General features: G+C 67.1%; 7 protein-coding genes and 1 pseudogene. 3 read left to right on the forward strand and 5 right to left on the reverse strand.

Annotation, left to right across the window (positions count from 1 at the left end):
• Both JO059_RS00795 and JO059_RS00800 read right to left on the reverse strand, forming a co-directional pair.
• A pseudogene (locus tag JO059_RS00795) lies at positions 1-266 on the reverse strand (hypothetical protein); the annotation flags it as partial.
• Positions 267-563, reverse strand: a complete 297-nt coding sequence (locus JO059_RS00800) for a hypothetical protein (protein WP_293313936.1) — start codon at positions 561-563, stop codon at positions 267-269. It abuts the pseudogene before it with no gap.
• 187 nt (positions 564-750) lie between these two features.
• Between JO059_RS00800 and thyX the strand changes: the two genes are divergently transcribed.
• The 3 genes from thyX (at position 751) to JO059_RS00815 (ending at position 4218) form a co-directional block, all read left to right on the forward strand.
• The gene (thyX, locus tag JO059_RS00805; protein WP_293313939.1) at positions 751-1503 is read left to right on the forward strand and encodes an FAD-dependent thymidylate synthase; all 753 of its coding nucleotides are present in this window, start codon (positions 751-753) and stop codon (positions 1501-1503) included.
• 116 nt (positions 1504-1619) lie between these two features.
• On the forward strand, positions 1620-2522 hold the full coding sequence (gene dapA, locus JO059_RS00810; RefSeq protein WP_293313942.1) for a 4-hydroxy-tetrahydrodipicolinate synthase: 903 nt from the start codon (positions 1620-1622) through the stop codon (positions 2520-2522).
• Positions 2523-2541: 19 nt separating this feature from the next.
• Positions 2542-4218: a ribonuclease J gene (locus JO059_RS00815; protein WP_293313944.1), complete on the forward strand. Its 1677-nt coding sequence runs from the start codon at positions 2542-2544 to the stop codon at positions 4216-4218.
• 10 nt (positions 4219-4228) lie between these two features.
• Here the strand turns inward: JO059_RS00815 and JO059_RS00820 are convergent, their stop codons facing one another.
• The 3 genes from JO059_RS00820 to JO059_RS00830 form a co-directional block, all read right to left on the reverse strand.
• Positions 4229-5101, reverse strand: a complete 873-nt coding sequence (locus JO059_RS00820; RefSeq protein ID WP_293313946.1) for an SAM-dependent methyltransferase — start codon at positions 5099-5101, stop codon at positions 4229-4231.
• 3 nt (positions 5102-5104) lie between these two features.
• Positions 5105-5929: a mycofactocin-coupled SDR family oxidoreductase gene (locus JO059_RS00825; protein WP_293313949.1), complete on the reverse strand. Its 825-nt coding sequence runs from the start codon at positions 5927-5929 to the stop codon at positions 5105-5107.
• Positions 5926-6152, reverse strand: a 227-nt coding sequence (locus JO059_RS00830; protein ID WP_293313952.1) for a putative quinol monooxygenase, incomplete at its 5' end; no start/stop codon positions are given. The genes JO059_RS00825 and JO059_RS00830, both read right to left, overlap by 4 nt.

Consider the following 6152-nt stretch of genomic DNA (forward strand, 5'->3'; position numbering starts at 1 on the left):
GCCGCGCCGATGTCGCTGGCGCCATTACGCGCAATCCCGGCTGCCTTACGCAACTGGTCGGCTTTGCCGCTGACGACGGACAGGTCCGCGCCGGCTCGTTGCCGAAGCCCGTCACCCCCAGCGCCTTTCCAAGTGATGGAATAGGACTGGTTCCGCATCTGAAGAAAAACGTCCTCCCACTGATCGGCGGTCTTACTCCAGTAGCTGGCCGCGTTGACCAGGTGCTCGGTGGTCCATGCTCGAACCTGCGACAAAGTGACCGGCATCTACACCACTGCCCCCCGCGTCACAGCAGCCATCTCACCCGCCCCAGTCGCCTCTTGATTCGCGTAAACTGCAGCCGCCGAAGTCATCCCGGCAGCCCCAGCCTGAATTCGGTTGGCGAATGCCGCCCCAGCGACGCCAATTGCTGCATTGACGCCACTCACCGCCGCCGTGGTGGCTTGGAACGGCTGCCCCGGCGATGGCGGCGCTACCCCCGTAAGTTGGCCGCTCAGACCCTGCCATTGAGCGGCCGCAGCTCTTAGCTGATCAAGTACGACCTGCAGTTCATCCGATCCCACCTGCGCGAGTTTATGCCGCGAGCCCGCATGGATGCGATTCGCTGTTCCGAGCTTGCTCGGCACGTTTGTCAAGACCAGGTGGCCGCGCGATGCCCAGCTAGCGCCGGAACTGGACTCAGGGCGCCCGATCGGGCCCAACACACGCGCTGAGCGCAGACTCGGCACGCCCAGCGCTAAGGTGAGCGCCGTGGCCACGACCGCGCCGCTGCGCGTGCAGCTGATCGCCAAGACCGAGTTTCTGGCGCCTCCGGACGTGCCGTGGACGACCGACGCGGACGGCGGTCCGGCGCTGGTCGAATTCGCCGGCCGGGCGTGCTATCAAAGCTGGTCAAAGCCCAACCCGAAAACCGCGACCAACGCCGCCTACCTCAAGCACATCATCGACGTCGGACACTTTTCGGTGCTCGAGCACGCCAGTGTGTCCTTCTACATCACCGGCATTTCGCGATCGTGCACGCACGAACTCATCCGGCACCGGCACTTCTCCTACTCGCAGCTCTCGCAACGCTATGTGCCGGAGGGAGACTCGCAGGTCGTCGTCCCGCCGGGCATGGACGACGACCCCGAACTGCGGCAGATCCTGGCCGCGGCCGCCGACGCCAGCCGCGCCACCTATACCGAGCTGCTGGGCAGGCTGGAAGCAAAGTTCGCCGACCAGCCCAGCGCGATTCTGCGGCGCAAGCAGGCGCGCCAGGCGGCCCGGGCGGTGCTGCCCAACGCCACCGAAACGCGCATCGTCGTGACCGGTAACTACCGGGCGTGGCGGCATTTCATCGCCATGCGGGCCAGCGAGCACGCCGACGTGGAAATCCGGCGGCTGGCCATCGAGTGCCTGCGCCGGCTGCTGGACGTGGCTCCCGCGGTGTTCGCCGACTTCGAGGTGGCCACCCTGGCCGACGGCACCGAGGTCGCCACCAGCCCACTGGCGACCGAAGCCTGAGCGCAGCCCGTCGCGAAGGTGCGCGAATGTGCGGGCTGGACGGCGTGTCGTCGTACCGACACGCACGCTCGCCGCAGTGACAAGTGCCCTTGCCGCCGCCAGGTAACCTGAACACCGTGAACACCGTCGGATTCGACGCCCCCGCACGGTTGGGAACCCTGCTGACCGCCATGGTGACCCCCTTCAGCGCCGATGGATCCCTCGACCCCGCCGCCGCTGCGCGGCTGGCGAACCACCTGGTGGACGCGGGTTGTGACGGCCTGGTGGTGTCGGGGACCACCGGTGAATCGCCCACCACCACCGACGACGAAAAGCGTGAGCTCCTCCGTGCCGTGCTCGAGGCGGTGGGCGACCGGGCCCGCATCATCGCAGGCGCGGGCACCTACGACACCGCCCACAGCATCCGGCTGGCCAAGGCCTGCGCGGCCGAAGGCGCGCACGGGCTCCTGGTGGTCACGCCGTACTACTCCAAGCCGCCGCAGACCGGTCTGGTCGCGCATTTCACCGCCATCGCCGACGCGACCGAACTGCCGGTGCTGCTCTACGACATCCCGCCGCGCTCGGTGATACCGATTCAGACCGACACCATCCACGAACTGTCCGAACACCCGAACATCGTCGGCATCAAGGATGCCAAGGGTGATCTGCACAGCGGTGCCCAGATCATGGCCGAGACCGGTCTGGCGTACTACTCGGGCGACGACGCGCTGAACCTGCCCTGGCTGGCGATGGGTGCCACCGGCTTCATCAGCGTGATCTCACATCTGGCCGCCGCTCAGCTGCGAGAGTTGTTGTCCGCCTTTGGTTCCGGGAATATCGCCACCGCCCGCAAGATCAACGTTGCCCTCGCCCCGCTGTGCAACGCCATGGGACGCCTGGGTGGGGTGACGATGTCGAAGGCGGGGCTGCGCCTGCAGGGCATCGACGCCGGCGACCCCCGGTCGCCGCAGATGCCGGCAACGCCCGAGCAGATCGATGCGTTGGCCGCCGACATGCGTGCGGCATCGGTGCTGCGGTAAGCCACCTGGTGAGCCACAAGTGGATGTAGACCTCAACCCACCGGGTCGCCTGGCACCGGGCGGGTTGCGGGTCACCGCGCTGGGCGGTATCAGCGAAATAGGCCGCAATATGACGGTTTTCGAGCACCTTGGCCGCCTGCTGATCATCGACTGCGGGGTCATGTTTCCCACCCACGACGAACCCGGCGTTGACCTGATCCTGCCGGATCTGCGCCATATCGAGGACCGGCTCGACGACATCGAGGCGCTGGTGCTGACCCACGCGCACGAGGACCACATCGGGGGGATCCCGTTCGTGCTCAGGCTGCGCCCCGACATCCCGGTCGTCGGCTCGAAATTCACGCTGGCTTTGGTCGGCGCCAAATGCCGCGAGCACCGCATCAAGCCGGTCTTCGTGCAGGTCGCGGAGGGACAGCGCACCACGCACGGCGTCTTCGAGTGCCAATACTTCGCAGTCAACCACTCCATCCCGGATGCATTGGCCATCGCGGTGCACACGGGCGCCGGAACGGTTTTGCACACGGGAGACATCAAGCTCGACCAGCTTCCGCTCGACGGGCGGCCCACCGACCTGCCCGGGATGTCGCGGCTCGGCGACGCGGGCGTTGACCTGTTCCTGTGCGACTCCACCAATTCCGAGATCCCCGGGGTCGGGCCCTCGGAAAGCGAGGTGGGCCCGAATTTGCACCGGCTGATCCGGGGTGCCGACGGCCGCGTCATCGTGGCGTGCTTCGCGTCCAACGTGGACCGGGTGCAGCAGATCATCGATGCGGCCGTGGCATTGGGCCGCCGGGTGTCATTCGTCGGCCGATCCATGGTGCGCAACATGGCCATTGCGCGTGAATTGGGTTTTCTGCGGGTGGACGATTCCGATCTCATCGACATCTCCGCCGCTGAGCTGATGGCGCCCGAGCAGGTGGTGTTGATCACCACCGGTACCCAGGGCGAGCCGATGTCGGCGCTGTCGCGAATGTCGCGCGGCGAGCACCGCAGCATCACGCTCACGCGGGAGGACCTGGTGATCCTCTCATCGTCCCTGATACCCGGCAACGAGGAGGCGGTGTACGGGGTCATCGACTCCCTGGCCAAGATCGGGGCCCGTGTTGTCACCAATCAGCAAGTGCGCGTCCATGTTTCCGGTCACGCGTACGCCGGCGAGCTGCTCTTCCTCTACAACGGGGTGCGGCCGCGCAACGTGATGCCGGTGCACGGCACCTGGCGGATGCTGCGCGCCAACGCCAAGCTGGCCGCGCGCGCCGGGGTGCCCGAGGAGTCAATCCTGTTGGCCGAGAACGGGGTCAGCGTGGACCTGGTCGCCGGAATCGCCTCCATCGCAGGAGCCGTGCCGATCGGCAAGATGTTCGTCGACGGGTTGATCACCGGCGACGTCGGCGACATCACCCTGGGCGAACGGCTCATCCTGTCGTCGGGTTTCGTCGCGGTGACCGTGGTCGTGCAACGCGGCACCGGCCGTCCGGCGGCTGCGCCGCAACTGTTTTCGCGCGGGTTCTCCGAAGATCCCAAGGCGCTTGAGCCCGCGGTGCGCAAGGTCGAGGCCGAGCTGGAGCAACTCGTCGCCGCCGCCGTGACCGATCCGGTCCGGATCGCTCAGGGGGTGCGCCGGACGGTCGGCAAGTGGGTCGGCGAAACCTACCGCCGGCAGCCGATGATCGTGCCCACGGTCATCGAGGTCTAGACCTTGGCGGCTAGGTCTTTATCGCATACGCCGACCATTCCAGCTGGGAGGCCTTCAGATTGCGGCCGGTCGGCTGCACATAGCGCGAAATGAGTTCGTCGGGGCCGGCCTGTTCCACCAGTCGCCAGCCGTAAGCGGCGATGAAGTCGGCGACCTCGTCGGGCTGCAGGCCGAAGTGCCAGAGCTGCCGGCGCTGACGGACGCTGCGGTACAACGTTCGGGTGCCGTACCGGTTCGTCCCGTCGATGAAGTCCCTGCGGACGTAGGTGAACACCAACCGGCTGCCCGCGGCCGTGGCACGCAGCCCCTCGAGGGTGCGCCGGACACCGTCTTCGGTGAGGTATTGGGTCACCCCTTCGCAAATGAAGAACGCCCGGTAATCGGTGCGATAACCGTACTCGGCTAGCGAGGTGAGCAGGTCATCGCGCTCGAAGTTCAACGCCACCAAGCGAACCGAGAGCGGCGGGTTGCCGAGGACGCGCCGAACGGCCTTCGCCTTCCTGGCGATGTTGACGGGAAGGTCCACCTCGAAGACCGGCATGCGGACGCGGCGCGTCAGCAGGTACGGGCGGGTGTCCAGCCCGGCGCCCAGGATGACGACCGCGTCGATGTCGCCGAGCGCTTCGTCGAGCGTGTCGGCGATGAAACGCTTGCGGCAGGCAAGATTGGCCCACAGGCCCGGGCCCGACCACTCGGACCCGCGGATCATCAGGTTGCGAACCGGGGTGAATCGCGTGGCGCCCACGAGCCACCGCAGCGAGGCGGGCAGGAAAAGCTCCGCGAGGTCGTCGTCAACGAGGCGGCGCCCGGACGGCTCGTTTTGTTCGACGGCCGCCAACACCATCGGCCCGAAAGCGGTCTGCGCCGCGGCATTTCGTGACATCAGCTACTTCTTGTTCAAGAAGCCCGCATCGACCGGCAGCGTGACGCCGGTGATGTAGCGGGCCTGGTCGGACACCAGCCATGCCACCGCGTTGGCGATGTCATCGGGTTGCATGACCTCTACCGGCAGCGCGTTGCCCATATCCGGCGGCGATTTGGACCGCTCGATGAGCTGGCTCATCCAGGCGCGGATGAACTCGTTGTTGATCATCGGGGTGTCGACCCCGGAGGGATGTATCGAGTTGACTCTAATGCCGTGTGGGGCAAGCAGATTGGCGTACACTCGCATCAACCCGACCACCCCGTGTTTGGCGGCGGCATAGCCGATGGAGCCGGCGTCGGCGCTGCCGATGCCGGCCAGGCCCGCCGCCGAGCTGATCAGCACGACCGACCCGCCGGTGCCTTGGGAGATCATGGTCGGTATCGCGGCCTCCACGGTATGGAACACGCCGGTGAGATTGACATCGATGACGTCGCGCCAGCCGTCGCCGCCCGACTGCATGGGCGCGATGCCGGCGTTGGCCACCACGATGTCGAGCCGGCCGAACTCGTCGAGGCCCGCCCGCAGCGCGGTCGACAGCGACGCGCTATCGCGCACGTCGCCCCGGGTGGCCACGATGCGCGCCCCGGTGTCCTCGACGAGCTTGACGGTCGCAGTCAGGTCGTCCGGGGTGGCCATTGGGTAGGGGACGCTGTCGATCTTCCCGCACAGATCGACGGCGATGACACTGGCACCATCGCCGGCCAGGCGGATCGCGTGCGCGCGGCCCTGACCGCGTGCCGCCCCGGTGACGAACGCGACCTTTCCGGTGAGCGGCCCCTGCGTCACGAACGCAGTTGCCCCTTGTCCGGATCGCCCGCCGGAATCGGCTCGAGTCTCTTGATGTCCGGCGCGCCGGCCAGGTGCTCACCGGCCGCCGCGAACATCTTCCCGATCGCCGGCGAGGTGCCGTGCGCCTTGAGCGCCTCGGGGTCGGCCCATTGCTCGACGAAGACGAAGGTCTCGCCCGACTGGTGCAACGAGTACAACTGACAACCGGGTTCGTCGTGCA

Source organism: Mycobacterium sp. (genome assembly GCF_019247615.1).
Taxonomy (GTDB): domain Bacteria; phylum Actinomycetota; class Actinomycetes; order Mycobacteriales; family Mycobacteriaceae; genus Mycobacterium.